The organism is Flaviramulus basaltis, assembly GCF_900114265.1.
GTDB classification, from domain to species: Bacteria; Bacteroidota; Bacteroidia; order Flavobacteriales; family Flavobacteriaceae; genus Flaviramulus; species Flaviramulus basaltis.
Map to the genome: position 1 here is coordinate 944,866 of NZ_FPKV01000002.1, position 23,510 is coordinate 968,375.

Genomic DNA, 23,510 nt, shown 5'->3' on the forward strand with positions numbered 1-23,510 from the left:
ATGAGGTTTAATGTTTTCAAAAATACAGTTTTATTATTTGTTTTAGTCATGATTTCTTGTGCAAACTTATCTAAGTCTGAAGCTAAAACAAAGAATACTGAAGTTACTAAAAAAGATGAAATTCTAAAACAAGTTCAGGATGACAGTTCTATTGTTGTTGGTGCAAATCAAATTGAAAAATATTTACCGCTACTAAAAGACAAACGAGTTGGAGTTGTTGCAAACCAAAGCAGCCTTATCGAGAAACAGATTGCCTCGTCGCTTGAAGCATCTCGCAATAACAAATACACCCATTTAGTAGATTCTTTACTTTCCTTAAAGGTAAATATATCTATAGTTCTTTCTCCTGAGCATGGCTTTCGTGGCACTGCTGATGCTGGTGAAAAAGTAAAAGATGGCATAGATTCTAAAACAGGATTGCCAATTGTATCACTTTATGGAGACAATAAAAAACCAAAACTCGAGCAAATAAAAGAAACTAAAAAATACGAAAGCGATATTAATAAGGGTATTATGCAAATAGATGTTATGGTATTTGACCTTCAAGATGTAGGTGCTCGTTTTTACACTTATATTTCGACTTTACATTATGTTATGGAAGCTTGTGCCGAAGCTAATATTCCCTTAATTATTCTTGATAGACCAAACCCAAACGGACACTATATTGATGGACCAATTTTAGAAATGGAACACACAAGTTTTGTTGGCATGCATCCAATTCCTGTAGTTCATGGCATGACCATTGGCGAATATGCAAAAATGATAAACGGTGAAAAATGGTTGAAAAATAATGTTCAATGTGCGCTTACTGTTATTCCAGTAAAACATTACACTCATAATACTAATTATAATTTACCTATAAAACCTTCACCAAATTTACCAAACGATAAGGCTATAAATCTATATCCTAGTTTATGTTTTTTTGAAGGCACAAATGTGAGTATTGGAAGAGGTACAAACAAACAATTTCAAGTTGTAGGTTCTCCATATTATTACTTAAAAAGACATACTTACGAATTTACACCAGAACCAAACGAAGGTGCAAAACACCCAAAACATCAAGATAAAGCTTGTCATGGTTATGATTTATCAAATGAAAAAAGCTTGAATTCACTTAATTTAAAATGGCTAATTGAATTTTACAAGGCTAATAAACAATACGCTCCAAATGAAAAGTTTTTTAATGCGTTTTTCACTAAACTTGCTGGAACAAAAAAACTACAACAGCAAATTGAAGCTGGTTTAAACGAATACGAAATTAAAGCAACTTGGAAAGAAGGCTTGGAAACTTTTAAACAAACTCGTGAAAAGTATTTGATTTATGAATAATTAATAGATCATGCCTCCGTAATAAGGACAAGAAATTTTATTTTAAAACATCTATTAACACGTCTGGATAATCAGTAATAATACCATCTACTTTAAAATCCAACATTTTTTGCATGTCTTTAGCCTGGTTTACTGTCCAAGGAATTATTTGATAATTTTCTTTTTGATACCTTTCTACTTCTTCTTTAGAAAGCAGTTTAAAATATGGACTTATAATTTCGGGTTTAAAACTTAATTCTTTTAATTTACCATCAATCAATTCATTTTCATCTACCAACAAAGCAACAGCCATTGTTGGTGCTTGCTTTTTAATTTCTTCTAAAACACGTACATCAAACGACTGTAAATTTGTTCTATTAAAAACCTTGTATTTATTAATTTCATTTAAAACTAAACTTACAAATTCTTTAGGTTCTGGCGTATAAATATTATCGAATTCAGGTTCCGATTTTATTTCAATATTATATTTTATATTTGGGTTTATATCTTCTGAAAGCAAAAACACTTCGCTTAAAAGTGGTTTGTAAACTTTCATTTTTTCCTGATTCGGAAAACGTTTATGCAATTTTGAACCACAATCAAACAACTTAATAGAGTCATAATCCATTTGATACAGCTTATACTTTAAAGCGTCTTCTTTTAAAATTTCTTCACCATTAAAATCTAAACAATAAGTTCTATCAATAAAGGGTTCGTGCGACACAACAACTTTATTATCTTTAGAGATTGCCAAATCCATTTCAAGGGTATTAACACCTAGTTCTATAGCTTTTTTAAAAGCAGGAAGCGAGTTTTCGGGTAGTAATCCTCGGCATCCTCTGTGTCCTTGAATATCAACTTCTTTTTGCTTACAGTTCATTAAAATTATAGCTACAATTAAAATAATAGATTGTTTCAAAATTAATTTGGCTTTATGGTTGATTTTTATATTTCTGAAATGGCTGTTTTAGCAAACTCCAAATTTCTCCATTTTCTTTTTCATCAGGAAATACATCAACACCATATATAATTTTATCGGTATCAAGTTCCATATAAGTTCCTAGTAATCTATCCCAAATCGAAAAAATATTTCCATAGTTTGAGTCGGTAAATGGTAACTTATAATGATGGTGTACCTTATGCATATCTGGAGATACAATTACATAACTTAATATTTTATCAAATTTTTTGGGTAATTTAATATTAGCATGATTAAACTGAGTAGCAACAATGGATAAGGATTGATAAAGAAAAACCAAAGCTATTGGTGTACCAATAATAAAAATACCTGCTAAGGTAAATACATAGCGAATAATACTCTCTATTGGGTGATGTCTGTTTGCTGTAGTTGTATCAACATTATGGTCTGAATGATGTACTAAATGTACCTTCCAAAGTGGTTTAACTTTATGTTCTATTAAATGTGGTAAATAGGCGCCTATAAAATCTATTAAAAGTATCCCCAAAATTGTATATAACCACAATGGTATACCAGGAAGCCAATTTAGAATCCCAAAATTATTTGCCATAACCCAATCTGATGATTTTAAAAACAAAAATGCCAAAGGAAGATTAACTAATACCGTTGTTATTGTGAAAAATATGTTTGGAACAGCATGATTCAACTTTTTATATTTACCTCCAAACAAAGGAGCAATACCTTCAATAATCCAAAATAAGGTTAAACCTCCAATTATAATTATAGCTCGATGTAAAGGAGGAATGTTTTCGAAGTAATTTAAAATAGCTTCCAATAAATGAGTTTTTGTTTTAAATATAATTATTTTATTCGTTTTTTCATGGCTTCAACAATGTTAAATGCTGCTGGACAAATAGCTACATTTTTTAATGTTAAATTTGAAATTTGCTGAAACTTTTTTCTATCGGTATGCGGAAACTCTCTACACGCTTTTGGACGTACCTCATAAATTGAGCAATAATTATCTGCTCCTAAAAAAGTACACGGTAAACTTTGTAAGACATAATCATTCTCCTCATCAACACGTAAATATTGATTAATAAATTGCTGCGTTTTCATCCTAAAATGCTTTGCAATTCTATCCACATCCTTATCTGTAAATAAAGGCCCTGTAGTTTTACAGCAATTAGCGCATTCTAAACAATCTGTTCTCTTAAATTCTTCCTCATGCAATTCTTGCATAGTATAATCTAAATCTTTTGGTGGTTTATTTTTTAACTTCGCGAAGAATTTTTTATTCTCGTTATGTTTATCTTTGGCGAGCTTTGGAAGATTATTAATGATGTCTTGCATGGTGTAAAAATAGTATTTTTCATCATTACGAAGTAAATATGACTGAAGTAATCTTCAATATTAAAACTATAACTTAACAAATTGCTACGACTTAAAAGTCTCGAAATAACATAAAAATGAAAGACCTTTTTGGAAAAGCTTTATTAGATTACCAAAACGGAAATTACACTGAAGATATAATAACTTCAACTAGTATTTCTGATGATGATGCATTGCCTCTTCCTTATTTATTTCGCGATTTTAAAGACATGCCAAAATTAGAGCAAAAAGCTTTAAAACTTTGTAAAGGTTCAGTTTTAGATGTTGGCTGTGGTGCTGGCAGCCATAGTTTATATTTACAGAAAAAGAATTTGAAAGTTAAAGCAATTGATATCTCTAAAGGTGCTATTGAAGTTTCTAAACAACGTGGTGTTTTACATACTGAAGTGAAAAATGTTTTAGATGAAACTGAAACCTTTGATACTATTTTATTATTGATGAATGGCACTGGCATTTTTCAAGAAATAATTCAAGTTTCAAAATACTTAACGCATTTAAAAAACCTGTTAAAACTTAACGGACAGATTTTAATTGATTCATCTGATATTAAATATATGTACGAAGATGAAGATGGTGGTTTTTGGATGGATACAAACGCCAATTATTATGGAGAACTGGATTACTTTTTAAGCTATAAAAACGAAAAAGAAGTTCCAATGAAGTGGTTATATTTAGATTTTGAAAAGCTAAAATTAGCTTGCGAAACTCTTGGTTTAAAATGTGAATTGATTTTAGAAGGCGAACATTTTGATTATTTGGCGAAACTTTCTTTAACCTAATTATAATTTCTCCCCACTAATATAAGTCGCTTCTACTTTTATATTAGGAATGTCGTTGTATGGAACCTTCATAATATTTTTATCTAACATGATGAAATCTGCAAGTTTACCTGCTTCAATACTGCCTTTTTCGTCTTCTTCAAAATTAGAATAAGCTGCCCAAATAGTCATCCCTTTTAGGGTTTCTTCTCGAGTTAAAGCATTTTCCATTTGATAACCCTTTTCTGGATAACCTTCTAAATCTTGTCTAGCTACTGCTGCATAAAAGGTGTAAAACGGACTTACATACTCTACTGGAAAATCGGTTCCTAAAGCCACTTTTCCATAGACATTTAATAAATCTTTATAAGCATATGCATTTTTAATACGCTCACTTCCTACTCTATCTTCTGCCCAATACATATCGCTTGTTGCGTGTGTTGGCTGAATAGACGGCATAATATTATCAAACAAAGGAAAATCTTCTGGGGAAACAATTTGCGCATGTTCTACACGCCAACGTCTATCATTTTTTCCTTTTAAAACATCTTTATAAGTATTTAATACAATATGGTTTGCAGAATCCCCAATAGCATGTGTATTCATTTGGTATTCTGAATTTGCTATTCGTTTTGCAGTTTCTTGCAACGTTTCAAAACTATTACTTAATGTACCATAGTGTCCTGCTCTATCACTGTATGGTTCTCTTAATGTGGCACCACGAGATCCTAAAGCACCATCTGCAACAAACTTAAATGAACGTACATTTAATCTATTGGTTTTAATAATTCCTTTATTTAAATAATAATCTAAGTTTTCTTTGCTAGCCCTTGCCATAGCGTAAACTCTTATTTTTAATTCACCTGCTTGCTGTAAACTATCTATAAGTTGAATTATTTCTTTTTCTAAACCAGCTTCGTCAACCGTAGTTAAACCAAAATCTAAACAAATACGTTCTGCATCTTTTAACGCTATTGTAGCTTCTTCAATTGTTGCTTCAGGAATTACATTCCAAATTAAACTCATTGCTTTATCTAAAATCACACCTGTTAGCTTTCCATTTTCTTTTATAATTTCTCCTCCTTCTACAAACGTGTTTTCATCTAAACTTGTTAAATTGATAGCTGCTTGATTTACCAATAATGCATGTCCATCAACTCTACCAATAGCAACTGGTGTATTAGGAAAAACTAAATCTAGTTTTTCTTTTGTTGGTAATTTTTTAATTTCCCAATCGTTTTGATCCCAACCTCTTCCTGTAATAAATGAGAGGTTTTTTTCTTTTTGAAAACTCAAAAGACGTTCAATGATTTCGTTATAGCTTTTTGTACCTTCTAATTTTACTCTTTGCTCTCCTAAACCCATTCTAAAGAAATGACAATGTGCATCAATAAATCCTGGAACTATAGTTTTTCCTTTAGCATCAACCATATTTGAAGCTTCATATTTTGAAGTGATGTCTTGATTTGAACCAACCTCAACAAATTTCCCTTCCTTTATAGCAAAAGCCTCTGCATTATCAAAATCATTATTAACAGTATAAACATTTCCATTAGTAACTATTAGGTCTACTTGCTGTTTTGTAGAACAACTTATTGTTAATATGACAATTAATATTATGGCTAGCTTTTTCATGATTGGTTGTTTTTTATAAAAATAAAAAAAAGCGCTCTTAAAAGAACGCTTTATGAAATTATTGTTATGAATTTCTGAATCAACTTCAGAAAAATATTAATATCAAAAATCAAATTTATAAGTAGCTCCCGCTAAAAACTGAATACTTTGCACGGGGAAATTTTGCCATTTTTGATATGCTTTATTGGCTATATTATTAGCTTTTGCAAATACCGAAATTTGATCATTTATATGATATCCTAAATGTGCATTGGCATCAAAATAACTATCTAAAACCACATTTGATATTGAGTCTTCGGGTATAAGTGTGCCCTCTAAAACAAGTTGGTCTTTACGCTCACCTACATAAAATAAATTGGCTCCTGCAAACCAATGCTCATTAATCTGATAATCTAAAAACAAGGATCCTTTTACGTCTGGCAAATTCCAAGCTTCAGCTTCATTGTCTGTGTTATAGCTAAAATACTCAGCTTTTAACCCAAGTTTAAAATTTCTATTTACATCTACATTTATTTCTCCTGCAACACCAAAAGTCTCAATATCATCATAAACAATTCCAAAAGAATTCCCATAATCATAATCGTTTTGAGGTGATAAATTTCTAATGATATTAGTTTTATATAATGCTTTATTTCTATCAGCTATATAACTTCCGCTAATATTATAACTCATATTACTAGATAATTTTCCTTTTAAACCAATGTAAGCATTGTATAATTGGTCTGTTGGTGATATAAATAATGTTGGTGATACAAATTGGTTTTCGTTTGCAAAATCATAATATGAATTCTGAATTAAATCGCCTTGAATACCACCATAAGCTATCAAAACATCATTAACTAATCGATAGGTTGCAGTGAAGTTAGGGTAAATATAAAACTTACTATCTCCAGATTCTTTATCATTTAAATAATATGCCGAAACACCTAAATTAACTGTTAAATCATCTTGTTTTAATTCGTAAGTTGGAGAAACACCAATTTGGAAATTACCATAATTTAACTCTTCATTTGTGAAATACGCTCTGTCAAAAGTACCTCCTAAATAATCAAATTTAAAATCGGTTGAAATTTCTACATCATTAATCGGCACATCTACTCTAGCTTTCACAATAAACCTGTTTTCTCCAGAACCTTGATTGTCACCAAAACGTCTAAAAAAGAAACTTCCAGAATTTATATATGTATCTTCAAAAGAAATATCGCCACCAAAATGTGCATCATAAAATGAATGATCTACTTCTATTTCATTAGCTTGTGCTTGTTCAATTTGAGACTCTGGAACTCCATACCAGTTATACATTTGTTGTTGAAAACCACCTTCTACATTCCACGCCAAATCTCTTAGTCGGCTACTGTAATTTACATTAATTTTCGAGTCAGAAAAATTATCATCAAAGGACAACCCTTCAATACCGCCTTGTGATGAATGATGACTCACATAACCACCAACACTTTCTGTTCTGCTAATAGCATGGTTTAAATATACTTCGCCTAAAATAGTGGTGTAAGTTCCTACGCCCAAAGTTGCGTAATTATCGAATAACTTTGTTGGCGCTCTTTTTTCTACTACAGCAGCTTTTCCTTTTGCTGGCGTAAACGTTGAAGCCACTGGAAATGAAAAAATATTGTACTTAATTATCTTTTTAGTTTCGGTAGTTTCATCATCTAAAGACGGAATTTCTTTCACCTTAAAAGCATCTGAAATAGTTGGTGTATATGGTTTTACAACATCTATAACACCAGTGCTTATAGTATCATTTTTTCTGTCTTGAGAGAAAGATATAGTCGCAGTTAGTATAAATGCTACTATGAATATATTTTTTATGTGCTTTCGCATATGTATTGATTTACGATTTATGATTGACGATTATTAATCTTCTGGTTGAATAGATGAATTTGTTTTAGCTTCTTCAGTTTTTATTTTACTTAATTCTGCTTTTGCTTCCGAAACTACATCATCAAATTCCGGGAAATTTTGAATGACACTTTCTAAAATATAAGTCGCTTGAAAGGCATCATTTAAAGCATAATAATTTTTCGCCATAAGCACTAAACCCTTTGCACTATAATATCGATATCCTGAAAAATCCTTGGCTAATTTTTGAACTGCTTGGTTGGATGCTTCATGCTTGCCATCTTTATTTTTAAAATAGGCATTATAATATAAAGCTTCGGCTGCAGTTTCTCCTGTTGCTACTTTTTCAACTTGGGCATATGCAGTTTTTGCCTTTGCTTCATCATTAGTTTTTATAGCAGAACGTGCAATTATAACGTGCGCATCACTTTTAATTTTATTATCAATTTTTGAACTTGCCAACACTTTATCTGCATATGTAAAAGCATCATTGTAATTTTCTAATTGATAATATGCTTTCATTAAATTAGATTGTGCAAAAACCACATTCTGTGGAAAGTTTGCCTCTTGCTCTAATCTCAATAATAACGGAATAGCCTGATTCCAACTTTTCTTTTGTAAATAAAACTGAGATAAACGTGTCAATGCTTCTTCTGTATATTCACTATGCGATGTTTCAACTATATATTTATAATGTGGTGCTGCATTTTCTAATAAATCTTTTTTGTAATACAATTGTGCCACATAAAAATGTGATTGTAATGCATGTAATCCGTTAGGAAATTGGTTTAAATAACCATTAAACTGCTTGATGGCTTTATCTGTATTATTATCTAAATATTGTTTTTCTGCAGCTTCATAGGTTGCATTATCTAAATCGGCATCGGTAACTTCAACATAATCCAAAGTTTTAACCCAAGATGCATATTCGTTTACACGACCTAAATCTATATATATCAATCTCGCCGTAGCAACTGCTTGAACAGCTTCTGGCGAACCCGCATAATCGCTTGCAACTTTTTTGAATTTAGTTAAAGCATTTTCATTTTCACTAGCATTATAATAAACTAAACCTTGTCGCAATAAGGCTTTTGGGACAAATGAACTCATACGATATTCATTATTTAAACGATTATAAATCGCTAATGCTTTATCTGTTTCGTTTGCTTTTACATATGAATTACCAAGCTCATACATCGCATCATCTCGTAATTTAGAATTTGGATAATCTGAAATAAACTTCTCTAAAGATTTTATTTTTTTTGATGATTGCCCCGTATAACCAATACTAATCGCTTTTTGAAAAGCTGGATAATCTGAATCTATTTCGTTTAGTTTAATGGCATTTTCATAAGCATTAATAGCACTTTCATATTGACTGGAAACAAAATGCGCATCGCCCAAACGTAAATAAGCATCATTCAACCTAACTTTGTCTTCTCTTTTTTTAGAAATAAACTGATTAAAAAACTTTGTAGCTTGCTCATAATTTTTCAACTTAAAATATGTGTACGCTAAGTTATAATCTATATTTTCATTTTCAGGTGCTGAAGAAGATTCTGCTTGTTGTTGAAATTGCTTAAATCCAATTAGCGCCTCATCATAATTGGTTAAATTATAATCGGCTTCAGCTTTCCAAAATGTTGCTCTAGCGGTATAATTTGGATCTCTTGGTTCTTTTAAAGAAGCATCAAAAAGGGTTTCTGCTTCTAAATAATCATTTTCATTATAAAGTTCTAAACCTCTATAAAACGCCACTTTTTGGTAAGCAACTTTGTTTTCAAAACTCTTTTTACCTTCCAATAGTTTTAAAGCTTCTTTATAATTTTTGGAAGTGATGTAAGAATCTATTAAAAGGGTTTCAATTTCTTCTTTGTAACTCGTATTTGGATATTTATTTAAATACCCTGCTAAAACTTGTGGTGTCGGTTGGTATGGATTACCAATTTCATAACTAATCTTTGCATAATTTAACCAAGCATCTTCCTGAATTTTTAAATCGAAATCCATTTCTGATGCATTTCTAAAGGCATTTAAAGCCTCCTGTTTTTTATCAAGGTTGATATAACTTTCTCCTAAATGGTAATATGCATTTTGAGCAATTGAGTTACTTCCTCCTACTATTTTATTAAACTCAGATATAGCTTTTTCGTAGTCCTTTTGCTTATAATAAGCATATCCTAATTGATAATAATCTGTATTATTCCATTTTCCTGTTTTCTCTCTATTTCCTTTTTTCCCTTTATACTCGGTTAAAAATGGAATAGCTTCAGCATATTTTTCTAAATTGAAATAACTTTCACCTATAATTTTTGAAAGCTCAGAGACTTCAGTTTCATCACTTGTATCTAATCTTTCCTTAGCCAGTACTATTGCTTTTTCAAAATTCCCTAGTTTGAAGTTTAAATCCGCTTGATAATAAGACAGTTTTTCTTTGTAACGCTCTTGGTCACTTACTTGATCAAAATAGGCATTAGCTTGTTCATAATCATCTCCCTCATAAGCCATAAAACCTATATAATATTTAGCTTGCGAACCGTACTCTTGTGAGCTTTCTACTTTACTTAAATACTTCTTTGCCTCTTTATATTGCTTAACAGAAAATGCCGAATAACCATTATTAAAATAGAATTTTTCTTTTTCTTTTCGTCCTAAAGCATTCTCATCAACTTTATCATACCATTTTCTCGCATAAGCGTATTTAGAATTTTCAAAATAGTAATCGGCAACATCTACAAAAGCAGTATTTCGTTTGGTACTTGTTGGATATTCTTTTACAAAATCTTCAACTAATTGATCTGCATTTTGCTGATTTAATCTCACAGCACAATTAGCAATGTAATACGCACAGTCTGATTGTAAAACTTCTTCTTTAGCCGTTTTTTTTACACTGCTAAACAACGACTGAGCCGCTAAATATTGTTGATTATTATATAGAGATAATGCCTTTTGATAATCAACCAAATTACTGGCGTATGTGGCAGATTGTTGTGCTATAATTTGAAAACTAAAACTTATAGCCACAAACAGTGAAACAATATTTTTTTTAGTCATTAATGATTCGTTTTTTAATTTGATGTTCAAAGATAATTCAATCTAAATCCTATAACGCAACAATCGTGCTATAATTATAAGCCGAGTTATTAAATGTTAATTTTTAATAGAAAATAAAGCAAAGTTTTAATCGTTACCTTTTATGATTTAACTTTTTAATAATACATTTACAATACTTAAAAATTATCCGATTTTATGTCAAACCCAATTTTACAATTAAAAGATGCTTCAATTTTTCAAGGTGAAAGCTTAGTACTTTCAAAGGTTAATGTAGAAATTAATAAAGGAGATTTTGTCTATTTAATAGGAAAAACAGGCACGGGTAAAAGTAGTTTTATGAAGACACTTTATGGTGATTTACCCTTAACTGAAGGCGAAGGACATATTGTAGATTTTAATTTAAAAACACTTAAAGAGAAAGAAATTCCTTTTTTAAGACGAAAATTAGGTGTTGTTTTTCAAGATTTTAAATTACTAACAGATAGAACAATAAATGATAATTTATTATTTGTTTTAAAAGCTACAGGTTGGAAAGATAAAACAGAAATGAATAACCGCGTTGAAGAAGTTTTAACTAAAGTTGATATGAAAACTAAAGGTTTTAAATTTCCGCATGAACTTTCTGGTGGTGAACAACAACGTATTGCTATTGCAAGAGCTTTATTAAATAACCCTGAACTTATTTTAGCTGATGAGCCAACTGGTAATTTAGACCCACAAACAAGCGTTGAAGTTATGGAAGTTTTACAAGAGATTAATAAAAATGGGAATACTATTTTAATGGCTACTCATGATTATGCTCTTTTACTTAAATACCCAAGCAAAACCTTGAAATGTGATGAGAATGAGGTTTATGAGGTTGTGCAGAGGAAAAACTAATTACTTTCCATTAATAGTTTCCATTCTTTACTTATATTTTCCATAGACAAATATTCTATCGATTTTATAGTATTACTTTTACAATATTTATATAAAAGTTGATCTTCTATAAACACATTAATAGCTTCAGATAACTTTTCCTTATCCTGTGGAGGCACTAAGATCCCATTTTTCTTATTTTTGATAATTTCGTTAGGACCAGTTGGACAATCATAAGAAACAACTGGTGTTCCACAGGCTAAAGATTCTAAAACCACTAAAGGAAAACCTTCAAACTTACTAGATAAAACAAAAAACAATGCTTGATTCATATACTTATATGGATTTTTCTGGAATCCAATAAAATGTATTTTATCATTATGTGAAATATTGGATTTAAACTCTTCTAGAATGGTTTGATACCTACCTTGTCCCAAAATTAATAAATGAATATTTTTTTTTGGTAAAATAGAATTTGAGTATGCTTCCATTAAATGATCAAACTGTTTAATATTATCATCCATTCTGCCTACCCCAATAATAAATTCAAAATCATAGATTTTTTCGATTTCAATTTGACTATTTATGAAATTAAAATCTATTGGGTTTAAAATAATTTGAGTATTCTTTAATCCTATTCGATTTGCTCTGTCCATAATCCCTTCGGAAACGCATACTATTTTTTTTGAGTTATTATAAATACGCCTAAATAAAAACCATGGTTTTGGAATATATTTAGACATTAAGGGTAAATGAAATGTGTAAATCACGTTATTAAATTTAGGAATAACAAAGTAAGAGAAAGCATATTCAATTAGAAATCTTCTTCTTGACCTAAAATCTACAATAAAATCAAAATTATTATTCCTTAAATACTTTCTAAGTTTTAAAAACCCAATAAATTGTTGAAACAAATTAAATCGTGATGTCTTTGAAATATTAATACAGTAAAATTCACCTCCAATCTCAAAATCTTTTAAAGCATAAGCTGCTATAAAGTGGACTTCAAAATTTAATTTATCTAGCATTAAGGAAAGTAGCGTTGACGCTTTTTCTGCCCCCCCGTTTCCTGCAGAAGGAGTTATAATCGCAATTTTTATAGATTTCATTATTCAAATATCACAAAATAGAATAGAAATATAAAAAGTAATTTTTTATTATATACCAAAACAAAAATTAGTTTGCTAATTCTAAAACATGAATCCAGTCTTCAGCTATTATTTTTATATCATATTTTTCAACACTTTTTAATGTGTTGCTTTTACAAAAATCGTATAATTTAGAATCTGCTAAAAATTTATTAATCGCATTCTTAAGTTCTAAAAAATTCTGATCTTCAACTAGCAACCCATTATATTCATTCACAATAACTTCTCTAGGACCTGTTCTACAATCAAAAGTAATAACTGGGTTGCCACAAGCTAAAGACTCTAATATAACGTATGGAAAACCTTCCATTTTACTACATAAAACTAAAAACATTGCCTTGCTCATGTATTTATATGGGTTCTCTTGAAAAGACAAAAAGTGAATATCATTATTTAAACCTCTAGATTTTACACTGTCTATTATATCTTTTGTCAAAACCCCGCTTCCCATAATAAACAACTTAATATTTCTTTCCTTTAAATTAGTTTCTGTGTAAATATTAATTAATTTATCAATTTGCTTAATATCATCATTCATTCTCCCAACTATCAATATAAATTTATCCTTCTCAAGAATATCTTCGTTTTTAAGTTTATTAATTAAATTTATATCTATAGCGTTATAAATTAAATCCGTATTATTTAATGATAGTTTTTCTTTCAAAAGAGTTTTAATTTCTTGAGAAACTACAATGTTTTTTAATGCTTTTGAATATACTTTTTTAAATAAAAAATATGGTCTTGGTACATACAAGAAAAGTTTTGGCAGGTGTATTGTGAAAATAATATTTTTTACTTTTTTATATATAAATCTATATATTAATATTTCACGTAAGGATGAATTTCTTGTTCTAAAATCTATTATATAATTAAAATTATTCTTCTTGACATAATTTCTAAAGTCAATAAAAAAACCTAATCTAGTTTTAAAATTTTTCTTTAATTTTTCTTTATTTAAAATAAAATAATTTCCGTAAAAATCATAACTCACTTTATTATCTAGAATAATAATGGAAACATCGTAATTAAAATCTTTTAACATTATTGACAGAATCGCAGCAGCACGTTCAGCACCTCCTTCACTTAAACTCTTTGCTACAATTAGTATTTTTTTTTTATTCATCTCAAGATTAAATTCTTATAAATTAATTGTTTTTACTCATAATTTTTTATCAAAAATAAACGTTTATTTTTTATCTTCTTTTTATTTATCTTAAATTACATTTGCTTGAAAAGCAACCGAAATTTAATCTTTTACATTTATTTATGGTAGAATTATCAGTTCATCTAATAACTTTTAACAATGAAAAACATATTAAAGAAACTTTAGACTCTATACTTAAACAAAAAGTAGATTTTAAATTTGAAATAATTGTTGGAGACGATTGCTCTAATGACAATACCTTAAAAATTATTAATACTTATAAAGAACAATATCCAAACCTAATTAATGTAACAAAAAATAAAACTCAATTAGGGCTTTTAAAAAATTTTAAAGCTACTCTTGACAGATGTAATGGTAAATATATTTTTGATATAGCTGGTGATGATTTATTAAAATGCACTAATACCTTACAAACAATGGTTGATGCCTTAAAAAAAGATAATACTCTTGGTTTTATTGACTCTGGATTTGATTTATTTTTAGAAACCCAAGGCAAAATCATCCCTTTTGCTAACAAAAAAACGATTTATGCATCGAACGAAAATTACAAAAAGCAGCTTTTATTAGGAAAACTTACACCTATAGGAATTTGTTTCAATAAAGCACTTTTAAATAAATTTGTCGATTTTAAAACATATATTGATATGAATATAACCATAGAAGATTATCCAATATTAGTTGATTTAGCAGTAAATACAAATTTTAAATCCATAACTAAATCTTTGCATATTTACAGAGTTCACGACACTTCCTATTCACACAAAAAAACTTTTGAACAGCACTATTTTTTATTAAACCAAATGAAAATACTATTTGATTATTTTTCAATAAAATATAGTTACTGCAATGAAGTTACTACTAACTTTAAAAAAGATTTCAACAAACAATTGCTTTATTTATCAGGTTATTATGGAAAAAAAAAGACCGGAAAAAAAGCTTTTATTACCATTACTTCAAAAAGTATTAAAGACTATATTTATTTTTTTGCAAGCCAAAATAATCTTTTTAAGAAAACAGCTTTTTATTTAAAAAGAAAAATTTTATAATGAAATAAATTTTTTAAAGTTTCTAATGTAATCCTCTTCATCATAGACACCAGAAGCAACAACCAAACATACTGAACCTGATGAAAAACCTTCTAGCTCTCTCCAAATCATGTTAGGTATTAATAATCCTTTATTAGGTATATTAAGAGTTATTTTTCTTTTACCTCCATTTTCATCTTTTAATATGACATTAAAACTTCCGCTTAATGCAATTAAAAACTCTTGCTGTAGTTTATGTGCGTGTCCTCCTCTATAAGCTCCACTGGGAACGTCATATAAATAATATATTCGTTTAAAAGAAAAAGGCAAAATATCTTTTTCTAAAACAGATAAATTACCTCGATTATCATGAATTTTAGGTATATCAATTATTTTAATTCTATCCAAAATTTGATTATTTTATTTTTTTCTAATTAAAAATTTTTCAATACTTACTTTTTCTCCTTCCCAATCTCTGGAAAAATTTTCTCTCACTAACCTAGCTGGCACACCTGCAAGCAATATATTATTCCCCAATAATGTATAATCCTTATTTAATAAACTATTAGACGCAACAACACAATAATCTGGAGTTTTTGTATTTTGCATAATAGTATTTCTATTTGCTATTGAATTATAACTTCCTATTGTAATTGGTGAACTCAATGGATACCTCTCTTTAGTTACTATGTTAAACATATTATGAAAATTAGTATCTAATACTTGAGATTGGTAACCTATTCGAGCCCAATTATTTAACACGATTTTATTAGTGCAAAATAGTTTCACATCTGACCCTAAACAAACCATGTGTCCGAATTCACAAAAAGCATTAACTCCAATATATATCATATAATCTTTTCCTATATGCACATGACCTTTAATTTTCAAATCACCATTTAAATTTATTTCAGCAGTTCGTTTACTTCTTGTTGCTAATTCAAATTGCTGACCAAAACCAACCATGCTTCTTTTTATAGGAGCTTCAATTATTATATTCCCATTCAACGATGTAAATTTTACGCTTCCATAAAAGTATACTGGTAACTTAGCTGCTATTTGAAATGGAAACATTTTAAAATTAAAATACAACGTTTTAATCCAATTAACAGATAATTGAAACTTAATCCAACGATATTTTTTTTTGAGAAACTTAATCACTAATATGTTTTTTTAAAAAATAAAGCTAATAATTCTTTTAATGGTATTTTTTTATTCAACATATAAAACATATAACAACAAGTAAATATGGCAAGTAGGCTCATAGAAAAATACTTGTAAAAAGGCCAAGGTAAATAATTTAATAAAAAAGTACTAATACAAAGTAAGCAACATTTAAAAAACAATATATAAACTTCTATGTTTAAATATATTTTGTATTGTTTTTTAACAATTAATTTAATCCCAAAAAAATGAATCATATAATAAGCAAAAAAAGAAATCCCCACACCTAAAAGTCCACATACATAATAACCAAACATTAACATAAGCAAATAAAGCAGACTAAAACATATACTCGTTTTTATAAAAACCTTATAATCTCCCTTAGCAATAATAATGTAGCCCAAAGTCCAAGACAGTGCTTTAAAAATCATCCCTAAAATCCCCCAAGAAATCATTTGAACTATAGGATTAAATTTTTGAGAAAAAAGTATTTTTACTATAATTGGTGCTAAAATTATAAAGAAAATTATTATAGGTGTGATTAACAAAATTGACAAATAAGATTGATGAAATGCCAATTTCTGAACTTCAATTTTTTTATTAATTATTTCAGACAGTTTTGGATAGTAGTTTTTACTCATAACAACAAAAACAATACCCACGTAAGAATTTAATAATACCAAAGCAGCTCCATATAATCCTACTTGGTCTAAACCGCCTTGATAACTAATTCCAATCTGAATAAGATATTCGCTAACCAATCTAAATAACTCACTAAAACTAAGCATTATACCCAAATAAAGCATAGCTTTTCCATCAACAAAAGCCTTCTTATTCGTTATTATTTCCTCATTTTTAATATGCCCTTTAGAATAAAAAAATGCTAGTAGAAAACTTATAATAGTGGATGCTAGAATAGCCGGAGCTATCGCATTAATTTTCCAGTAAAAATACATAGGAACAACCACACAAAGTGATATAAAATTAGCTAACAAATTAGCCTTTGCAAATAATTTCAATTCTCTTAAGCTTTGTAAAATAGATAAATACCCAGAAGATAACTGCTTAAATAAAACGGCTAATGACAACCATACAAATGCAATTGTAAAATCTTTATTACCAAAGGCAATTTGACTAAAATATGATGAAAAAACTAAAGTAACAATACATCCAAAAAAACCTGTAATAAAAATTAATCGCTTAAAGACTGATATGGTTTTTAATACTTTTTTTTGGTCCTTTAGTCCAAAGGCTTCAGAAATGCTTTTAATTCCGCTAGACTCTAAACCAAAGCCTGTTGCACTACTAAGTAAATTTAAAGAACAGTTTAGTAAAGTTAGTATTCCAATACCAGAAGTCCCTAATAAAACTGCAACAACTTTTGATTTTATAACAGATATAAAAATATTAAAAAAATGGACACCTCCAAATAAGGTCGTTGCCTTTATAATTTGTTTATATGATTCTTTTGTTTCACCCAAAATTATTTAAACGCTAAAACATTTTCAATAATCATTTTAATCTCATCATCGGTTAATAATTGATGTAATGGTAAACTTAGAACTTCTCCATGTAATTGCTCTGTAATTGGGAGACTTAATTTGTTAAATTCTTTATAAGCTGATTGTTTATGAATTGGAATTGGATAATGAATTAGTGTTTCAACTCCTTTTTTATTTAAATAGTTTTTAAGCTCATCCCTCCTCTTGCTTCTAATCACAAAAAGATGGAATACGTGTTGTTCAATATTGCTATATTTAGGTAATATAATATTACTTGAATTCAATTCTTTTAAATACTGTTTCGCAATTTCTTTACGTTTCTTATTAGCTATATCTAAATCCTTTAATTTAACCCTTAAAAAAGCAGCTTGTATTTCATCTAACCTACAGTTAAATCCTTTTACATGGTTTATGTAAGATGATTCTCTTCCATAATTTCTAAGTTTATATATAACATTTGCTAATTCTTCATTATTAGTTGTTACCGCTCCTGCATCACCTAATGCTCCCAAATTTTTTGTAGGATAAAAACTAAATGCAGCTACATGTGAAATATTTCCAGCTTTTCTTCCATCAATATTCATTGCACCTTGTGCCTGAGCTACATCTTCAATTAATAACAAATTGTGCTTTTTTGAAATTACTTCTAATGCTTCAACATTATATAATTGCCCATATAAATGAACTCCTAAAATTGCTTTTGTTTTTAAAGTAATTGCTTTTAAAATCTCGTTTGGGTTAATGTTAAAACTTGTTATATCTGGCTCAACTAATACAGGTTTAAAACCTGTATTAGTTATTGCTAAAACAGTCGCTATATAGGTATTAGCTGGAACAATAATTTCGTCTCCTTTTTTTAGAAAACCCAATATCTTATAAGCTTCAAATATTAATTGAAGCGCATCTAGTCCTGAACTTACTCCTATACAATGCTTTGTACCACAATAATTAGCGTATTCTTTCTCAAAAGAAATTACTTGATCTCCTAAAATGTAAGTTCCAGAATTTAAAAACCTCTCAAATTGGTTTTTAAATTCTTCATGATACTGAGCATTTAACCTTTTTAAATCTAAAAACTTAATCATATCATAATCTTTTTTAAAAAAGGGAATTTATTGGTATCTATCTTATAAAAATCATGTATCAAGGTTGAGGCTCCAAAACTTTGCTTCCAATTCAATAATCCTTCATTAATTTTTTTTCCTTCATTTTCCATAGATGTTCCAAAATCAAAATAATCTTTATCCTTATAGGTAATAGTTAATAATTGATAAATAAGATAATCTAATGCTCCTATATTTTTTTCTTTTTTGGTTGCAATATATTGTAAATGAATAACATTATCTGTCTCAAAAACAGTACAACCCGCCAATAGTTCATCTCCATAATACACATTATACTGCAAAATATTATTAGGGAATTTTTCTCGCAACATATTAATTTCACTTAAAGAATGTGTTGGTTTAGTTTTATATTTCTTCTTTAGGTTAGGTGTTAAAATATTGTTCCAAAAAGTAGTTAAATCAGTTTCCAACTTAATAAACAAATCATTACTATGTGCCTTTTTTAATTGCCTTTTTCGTAAAGTTGAAAGCTTAAAAACTGTATTTAATGGAATTACCATAGAGACATCTTTTCTATATGACTCTCCTTTCAAGGTAAAAAAAAGATAATCTAACTCATCTGAAGGTCGTAAATGATATATTTTAGGTAATTGCTTTAAAAAAAGTATATTTATTTTCTGTTCAAATAAAAACTTTAAAATAACATAAAACGATGCCAATGCACATTGAAAAGTACTATTAAATGATAATATTAAGCCTCCATAACTTAGCCCTTGATGTGAATATATATTATTATCAATAATATTAGCTGGCAAAATACTAACTAGTTTATCCTTATTATAAACCAATAATGAAAAATCTTTAAATCGATTGTTATGATAATCTATAAAATCCCGATTAAATAGAAAAGTTGCATTTTTAGATTCTGCCACAAACTTATTCCATTCATCATAATTTGAAGAAGAATACTTAATTACATTATAATTCTCCATTTTAATTTTTAAATTTTTAATTGAAGCTAAGTAATTTTATTTTTGCATTAATAATAGTTAATAATATATGTATAAAGCATAATAAATAGAAGTAAAATCTAAGAATTCTTATCTGGGTCAACCCCAAAAAGAGAGCTTCCAAAAATGAGTAAAATTATACCATAATACATAACATAACTCACAAAATGCGCTACTACAGCTCCTTTAACACCTTCAAATAAATTAATAAAATAAATGCTTGTAGTGTATAAAATTACCACCAAAAAAGCTTCAGTTAAAATATAATGCCAAAACATTTTTTTTGCTAAAAATTGATAAGCAATAATCATTGATAGTATTTTAACAAAATCGCCCAATAATTGCCATATAAATAAATCTTCAACTGGTTGAAAATCATTAGTAAATATTGCTAATACAATATATTTTTTTAACAGATAAATTATAAATAAACCAATAGCTAATTTAGGTATAATGGTTTTATAAAAACTAAATACTTCTTTTTTAAACTCTTTCGTATCATTAATTTCAGAAAAACGAGGTAAAAGGTATAATGCAATAAAAGAGCTAACAAGCATTAAATAATATTTTGATATTCTAGTCATCGCTTCCCAAAAACCAGCATCTTTATAACCAATATTATCAATAATATAAGATCTAATTGCTATTGTTACAAGTGGCAATAAAACAGCTGTAAAAAGAGCCATTACCGAATAAGAACCTATCTTTTTAAAAAAACTAAGACTTACTCTATCAATGCGTATTAATGAAATTAAACTACGTCTATTAATAATACCTACCAATGTAATTAAAAAAATTATTGATTCTGCAATAACAACCGATATTAATGCGCCTTTAAGTTTTTCTTGATAAATTAAAAGTAAGGCTATTGAAACACTTAATATTTGTCCAATAATGTTAATGATAATAAGTATTTTATACTTTGAAAAACCATTCATTATAGAAAATATGAACATGTTTAAAGCATAAAAAGGCAATACAATAGCAAATATTTTAATAATATATCCGTAATTATTATAGGTAGGAAATATGACATTATTTATCCATTCAGCTTGAAAGTAACAAAAAAATGATACAATAATGGTTGAGAAAAAACCTGCATAATAAACTGTAGATAATGTTTTACTTAATCCTACAGTATTATCCTTAAATTTTGATACATATTTTACAACACCTTTATAAAACCCTAGTGTTGCAATAGTTTGAAAAGAACTAACAAAATTTCGTAGATTACCTATTAACGCTAAACCTTCTGCCCCAATAAACACAGCTACTGCCTTTGATGTTAATAATCCGGCAATTATTCTGGTTATCAATGAGGCGGTTTGTAACGAGGCTATTTTAACTAAAACCTTATTATTTATATAGTCTATTAATTTTTTCAATTAATATTATTTTTTTTCTCATTTAAATTTCATTTTTAAATGAGCAACATTTATTGCAAACCAAGAAAAGAACACTTTATTCTTTTATGCTTTTAATAAAAAATCAAATATAAAAAACATTTATCTATTCTTAACTATCTTTTAAAATACCTAGAAGCCTTTAATCTACTTTATTCTTAATCAGAGAATATGAATTAAAAAAACTGTATTAGCAATAATCATAGTTAACCCTGTTATGCGTTTATGCATTAAAATGCATATATTATAAATATAACATAACCGCTATATTTACAAAATTAATGTCATAAAAAAAGAGAAACCCTAGTAGGATTTCTCTTTAAAAAATTTATCTTATTTAATAAATTACATTGTTTTGTTACGCTTACGATCTACTTCACTTAAGTAAATTTTACGTAAACGTAAGTGATTTGGTGTTACTTCAACATACTCGTCTTTTTGTATGTATTCTAAAGCCTCCTCTAAAGAAAATTTAATTGCAGGTACAATTTTCGCTTTATCATCTGCTCCAGAACTACGAACATTACTTTGCTTTTTAGCTTTAGTAATATTAATATTCATATCATCCTGACGAGAGTTTTCACCAATAACTTGCCCTTCATAAATATTCTCTCCTGGCTCAACAAAAAACTTACCTCTATCTTGTAATTTATCAATAGAATAAGGAATTGCTGTTCCGTTTTCCATAGATACTAATGATCCCGAAATACGTCCTGGAATAGCTCCTTTTAAAGGTTGGTATTCTTTAAAACGGTGCGCCATAATCGCCTCTCCAGCAGTCGCTGTTAGTAATTGATTACGTAAACCAATAATACCACGAGAAGGTATCATAAATTCACAAACCATACGATCTCCTTTAGCCTCCATGCTTAGCATTTCACCTTTACGCATTGTAACAAACTCTACAGCTCTACCAGAAACATTTTCAGGTAGATCTATAGTTAATTCCTCAATAGGCTCACATTTAACACCATCTATTTCTTTAATGATTACTTGTGGTTGCCCAATTTGCAATTCGTATCCTTCACGACGCATAGTTTCTATTAAAACCGATAAGTGTAATACACCACGGCCAAAAACCATGAATTTATCTGCACTACCAGTTTCTCCTAAACGAAGCGCTAAGTTTTTTTCTAATTCTTTTGCTAAACGATCTTTAATATGACGAGATGTTACAAATTTCCCGTCTTTACCAAAGAAAGGTGAATCGTTAATTGTGAACAACATACTCATTGTTGGCTCATCTATTGCAATAGATTTTAACCCTTCAGGATTTTCTATATCAGCTATTGTATCTCCAATCTCAAACCCTTCAACACCAACAAGTGCACATATATCTCCAGTTTGAACACTTTCTACTTTTTTACGTCCTAAACCTTCAAAAATAAAGACTTCTTTTATTCTACTCTTAGTAATCGTTCCATCTCTTTTTACCAAAGCGATTTGTTGTCCTTCAACAACGTTTCCTCTTTGCACCCTACCAATTGCTATACGACCAGTAAAAGAAGAGAAATCTAAAGATGTAATTAACATTTGTGTTGTTCCTTCTTTAAAAACAGGAGTTGGAACATGCTCAATTACCATATCTAATAATGGCTCAATGTTTTTTGTTTCATTTTTCCAATCATCACTCATCCAGTTATTCTTAGCAGAACCATATACAGTTGGAAAATCCAATTGCCATTCTTCTGCTCCTAACTCAAACATTAAGTCAAATACTTTTTCATGTACTTCCTCTGGAGTACAGTTTTCTTTATCAACTTTATTAATAACCACACAAGGTTTTAAACCTAAATCAATCGCTTTTTGTAATACAAAACGCGTTTGTGGCATTGGGCCTTCAAAAGCATCAACTAACAATACAACACCATCAGCCATATTTAAAACACGCTCTACTTCTCCTCCAAAATCGGCGTGACCAGGAGTGTCAATAATATTAATTTTTGTGTCTTTGTATATAACCGACACATTTTTAGAAGTAATTGTAATACCTCTTTCACGCTCTAAGTCGTTATTATCAAGAATTAAATCTCCTGTATTTTCGTTTTCACGAAATAACTGACAGTGATACATAATCTTATCAACCAAGGTTGTTTTACCGTGATCTACGTGTGCAATAATTGCAATGTTTATAATTTTAGCCATAATAGTGCCTTATTTTAAGCGTGCAAAGGTACGTGTTATTTAGTTAAAAATATGTTATAATATAGTGCTTTTTATAATTTATTATTTAAGTTTTCGTTAATTT

The 23,510-nt window shown here is 28.7% G+C and carries 19 protein-coding genes; 4 read left to right on the forward strand and 15 right to left on the reverse strand.

What is annotated here, in order from left to right; genetic code table 11:
* A complete protein-coding gene (locus BT151_RS10885) occupies positions 1-1,329 on the forward strand; it encodes an exo-beta-N-acetylmuramidase NamZ family protein (RefSeq protein ID WP_072402058.1) in 1,329 nt (442 codons plus the stop codon).
* Between the two features lie 37 nt (positions 1,330-1,366).
* Here the strand turns inward: BT151_RS10885 and BT151_RS10890 are convergent, their stop codons facing one another.
* Genes BT151_RS10890 through BT151_RS10900 form a run of 3 tightly spaced genes read right to left on the reverse strand, consistent with a single transcriptional unit; the run spans position 1,367 to position 3,580 of the window.
* Positions 1,367-2,227 (reverse strand): glycerophosphodiester phosphodiesterase, encoded by an 861-nt coding sequence (locus tag BT151_RS10890; protein ID WP_072402061.1) that lies wholly within the window; start codon positions 2,225-2,227, stop codon positions 1,367-1,369.
* Positions 2,228-2,240: 13 nt separating this feature from the next.
* Entirely contained in the window at positions 2,241-3,062 is an 822-nt protein-coding gene (locus BT151_RS10895) for a sterol desaturase family protein (RefSeq protein ID WP_072402063.1), read from the reverse strand.
* A 26-nt stretch (positions 3,063-3,088) separates the two neighbouring features.
* Positions 3,089-3,580 (reverse strand): YkgJ family cysteine cluster protein, encoded by a 492-nt coding sequence (locus tag BT151_RS10900; protein ID WP_072402066.1) that lies wholly within the window; start codon positions 3,578-3,580, stop codon positions 3,089-3,091.
* Positions 3,581-3,696: 116 nt separating this feature from the next.
* Between BT151_RS10900 and BT151_RS10905 the strand changes: the two genes are divergently transcribed.
* A complete protein-coding gene (locus BT151_RS10905) occupies positions 3,697-4,398 on the forward strand; it encodes a class I SAM-dependent methyltransferase (protein ID WP_072402068.1) in 702 nt (233 codons plus the stop codon).
* Here BT151_RS10905 and BT151_RS10910 read toward each other — a convergent pair whose 3' ends face one another.
* The 3 genes from BT151_RS10910 to BT151_RS10920 form a co-directional block, all read right to left on the reverse strand.
* Positions 4,399-6,012 carry an amidohydrolase gene (locus BT151_RS10910; RefSeq protein ID WP_072402069.1) on the reverse strand — a complete coding sequence of 538 codons (1,614 nt, stop codon included), beginning with the start codon at positions 6,010-6,012 and terminating at the stop codon, positions 4,399-4,401.
* Between the two features lie 102 nt (positions 6,013-6,114).
* The gene (locus tag BT151_RS10915; protein WP_072402071.1) at positions 6,115-7,851 is read right to left on the reverse strand and encodes a porin family protein; all 1,737 of its coding nucleotides are present in this window, start codon (positions 7,849-7,851) and stop codon (positions 6,115-6,117) included.
* Positions 7,852-7,884: 33 nt separating this feature from the next.
* Complete coding sequence (locus BT151_RS10920) at positions 7,885-10,923, reverse strand: tetratricopeptide repeat protein (RefSeq protein ID WP_072402073.1); 3,039 nt, start codon at positions 10,921-10,923, stop codon at positions 7,885-7,887.
* 195 nt (positions 10,924-11,118) lie between these two features.
* On the opposite strand from BT151_RS10920, the gene BT151_RS10925 reads away from it, so the two are divergent.
* The gene (locus BT151_RS10925) at positions 11,119-11,802 is read left to right on the forward strand and encodes a cell division ATP-binding protein FtsE (RefSeq protein ID WP_072402075.1); all 684 of its coding nucleotides are present in this window, start codon (positions 11,119-11,121) and stop codon (positions 11,800-11,802) included.
* Here the strand turns inward: BT151_RS10925 and BT151_RS10930 are convergent.
* Both BT151_RS10930 and BT151_RS10935 read right to left on the reverse strand, forming a co-directional pair.
* The gene (locus BT151_RS10930) at positions 11,799-12,890 is read right to left on the reverse strand and encodes a glycosyltransferase (RefSeq protein WP_072402077.1); all 1,092 of its coding nucleotides are present in this window, start codon (positions 12,888-12,890) and stop codon (positions 11,799-11,801) included. The two genes, BT151_RS10925 and BT151_RS10930, sit on opposite strands and share 4 nt — an antisense overlap.
* 67 nt (positions 12,891-12,957) lie before the next feature.
* Complete coding sequence (locus tag BT151_RS10935; protein WP_072402078.1) at positions 12,958-14,052, reverse strand: glycosyltransferase; 1,095 nt, start codon at positions 14,050-14,052, stop codon at positions 12,958-12,960.
* Between the two features lie 143 nt (positions 14,053-14,195).
* Between BT151_RS10935 and BT151_RS10940 the strand changes: the two genes are divergently transcribed.
* Positions 14,196-15,140: a glycosyltransferase family 2 protein gene (locus BT151_RS10940; RefSeq protein ID WP_072402080.1), complete on the forward strand. Its 945-nt coding sequence runs from the start codon at positions 14,196-14,198 to the stop codon at positions 15,138-15,140.
* On the opposite strand, the gene BT151_RS10945 is transcribed toward BT151_RS10940, so the two are convergent.
* The 7 genes from BT151_RS10945 to typA form a co-directional block, all read right to left on the reverse strand.
* Positions 15,135-15,527, reverse strand: a complete 393-nt coding sequence (locus BT151_RS10945) for a sugar 3,4-ketoisomerase (RefSeq protein ID WP_394333403.1) — start codon at positions 15,525-15,527, stop codon at positions 15,135-15,137. The genes BT151_RS10940 and BT151_RS10945 overlap by 6 nt on opposite strands.
* A gap of 12 nt (positions 15,528-15,539) precedes the next feature.
* Positions 15,540-16,280, reverse strand: coding sequence for an acyltransferase (locus tag BT151_RS10950; RefSeq protein ID WP_245794797.1), 741 nt, complete (start codon positions 16,278-16,280; stop codon positions 15,540-15,542).
* Complete coding sequence (locus BT151_RS10955) at positions 16,280-17,764, reverse strand: oligosaccharide flippase family protein (RefSeq protein ID WP_072402085.1); 1,485 nt, start codon at positions 17,762-17,764, stop codon at positions 16,280-16,282. The genes BT151_RS10950 and BT151_RS10955 overlap by 1 nt, the downstream gene beginning before the upstream one ends.
* A 2-nt stretch (positions 17,765-17,766) precedes the next feature.
* Positions 17,767-18,870 carry a DegT/DnrJ/EryC1/StrS family aminotransferase gene (locus BT151_RS10960; RefSeq protein ID WP_072402086.1) on the reverse strand — a complete coding sequence of 368 codons (1,104 nt, stop codon included), beginning with the start codon at positions 18,868-18,870 and terminating at the stop codon, positions 17,767-17,769.
* Positions 18,867-19,841 carry a GNAT family N-acetyltransferase gene (locus tag BT151_RS10965; protein WP_072402088.1) on the reverse strand — a complete coding sequence of 325 codons (975 nt, stop codon included), beginning with the start codon at positions 19,839-19,841 and terminating at the stop codon, positions 18,867-18,869. The genes BT151_RS10960 and BT151_RS10965 overlap by 4 nt, the downstream gene beginning before the upstream one ends.
* A 98-nt stretch (positions 19,842-19,939) precedes the next feature.
* A complete protein-coding gene (locus tag BT151_RS10970; RefSeq protein ID WP_072402090.1) occupies positions 19,940-21,244 on the reverse strand; it encodes an O-antigen translocase in 1,305 nt (434 codons plus the stop codon).
* Between the two features lie 363 nt (positions 21,245-21,607).
* Positions 21,608-23,407, reverse strand: a complete 1,800-nt coding sequence (typA, locus tag BT151_RS10975; RefSeq protein ID WP_072402091.1) for a translational GTPase TypA — start codon at positions 23,405-23,407, stop codon at positions 21,608-21,610.
* Between the last annotated feature and the right edge of the window lie 103 nt (positions 23,408-23,510).

What these genes read in the sequence shown, in the direction of transcription:
- BT151_RS10920 (WP_072402073.1), bottom strand. Translation starts at nt 10,923, where the DNA reads ATGACTAAAAAAAATATTGTTTCACTGTTTGTGGCTATAAGTTTTAGT.
- BT151_RS10905 (WP_072402068.1), top strand. Translation starts at nt 3,697, where the DNA reads ATGAAAGACCTTTTTGGAAAAGCTTTATTAGATTACCAAAACGGAAAT.
- BT151_RS10940 (WP_072402080.1), top strand. Translation starts at nt 14,196, where the DNA reads ATGGTAGAATTATCAGTTCATCTAATAACTTTTAACAATGAAAAACAT.
- BT151_RS10885 (WP_072402058.1), top strand. Translation starts at nt 1, where the DNA reads ATGAGGTTTAATGTTTTCAAAAATACAGTTTTATTATTTGTTTTAGTC.
- BT151_RS10910 (WP_072402069.1), bottom strand. Translation starts at nt 6,012, where the DNA reads ATGAAAAAGCTAGCCATAATATTAATTGTCATATTAACAATAAGTTGT.
- BT151_RS10930 (WP_072402077.1), bottom strand. Translation starts at nt 12,890, where the DNA reads ATGAAATCTATAAAAATTGCGATTATAACTCCTTCTGCAGGAAACGGG.
- BT151_RS10900 (WP_072402066.1), bottom strand. Translation starts at nt 3,580, where the DNA reads ATGCAAGACATCATTAATAATCTTCCAAAGCTCGCCAAAGATAAACAT.
- BT151_RS10915 (WP_072402071.1), bottom strand. Translation starts at nt 7,851, where the DNA reads ATGCGAAAGCACATAAAAAATATATTCATAGTAGCATTTATACTAACT.
- BT151_RS10965 (WP_072402088.1), bottom strand. Translation starts at nt 19,841, where the DNA reads ATGGAGAATTATAATGTAATTAAGTATTCTTCTTCAAATTATGATGAA.
- BT151_RS10960 (WP_072402086.1), bottom strand. Translation starts at nt 18,870, where the DNA reads ATGATTAAGTTTTTAGATTTAAAAAGGTTAAATGCTCAGTATCATGAA.
- BT151_RS10935 (WP_072402078.1), bottom strand. Translation starts at nt 14,052, where the DNA reads ATGAATAAAAAAAAAATACTAATTGTAGCAAAGAGTTTAAGTGAAGGA.
- BT151_RS10925 (WP_072402075.1), top strand. Translation starts at nt 11,119, where the DNA reads ATGTCAAACCCAATTTTACAATTAAAAGATGCTTCAATTTTTCAAGGT.
- typA (WP_072402091.1), bottom strand. Translation starts at nt 23,407, where the DNA reads ATGGCTAAAATTATAAACATTGCAATTATTGCACACGTAGATCACGGT.